Annotated in this window: 1 protein-coding gene; it reads right to left on the reverse strand. The window is 42.9% G+C overall.

From position 1 onward, the window contains the following. A partial coding sequence (locus B5F25_RS20925) for a reverse transcriptase domain-containing protein (RefSeq protein WP_140407020.1) occupies nt 1–863 on the reverse strand: 863 nt, incomplete at both ends.

Consider the following 863-nt stretch of genomic DNA (forward strand, 5'->3'; position numbering starts at 1 on the left):
AGATACGAGCCCATTAAGGTAGGATATCCTGCCTTTCGTAGGCTCTCCTTATTTATCGCCACCTTCAATATAGGACTGTCAGCAATACGCCAATAACCTTTGCGGGTGTTACCCCATTCACATGCCTTGTATTTTCCAATGCCACATTTAATGAGATTTGCTACCTTAGTCTTGGATTTCTTCCAGGATTTCCATATACACATGCGTATTCTCCGTCTTAACCACTCATCCGTATCAAGAAGAAAGCGTTTCATATCGGCAAGGTGATAGTATCCAATCCATCCACGTATGTACCCTTTCAGTTTCTGTTTCCTCTTGACGTATCCCCATCCGTTGCTACGATTCGTCAGTTCTTTGAGTCTTGATTTCATCTTGGATTTGGACTTCGAATGTACTGTGAGGCGGCATTTGCCTTTCATTACATAAAAGGAGTAACCGAGATACTTAACTCCTTGGACATACGACACTACAGTCTTTTCCTTGTTGACTTTGAGATATAAAGTTCCCTCTATATATCGGGTTATGGACTCCTTGACTCTTCTTGCCGCCCTTTTGGACTTACAGAATATCATCGAGTCATCGGCATAGCGGACAAAAGGAAGTCCTCTACGTTCGAGTTCCTTGTCCAACTCATTAAGCATAATATTGCTCAGCAATGGACTTAGTGGTCCTCCTTGAGGAGTTCCTTCCTCGCTCGCTTCGAACAGACCTTTATTCATTACACCGCTTCGGAGATATTTGTGTATTAGACTGACAACTCTGCCGTCTTTAATAGTACGGCTGAGGATTTCTATGAGTTTGCTATGATTAACGGTATCAAAGAAGCGCTCGAGGTCAAGGTCTACTACATATATGTAGCCTGC

Origin of the sequence: Bacteroides sp. An19 (genome assembly GCF_002160215.1) — a bacterium.
Taxonomy (GTDB): domain Bacteria; phylum Bacteroidota; class Bacteroidia; order Bacteroidales; family Bacteroidaceae; genus Phocaeicola; species Phocaeicola intestinalis.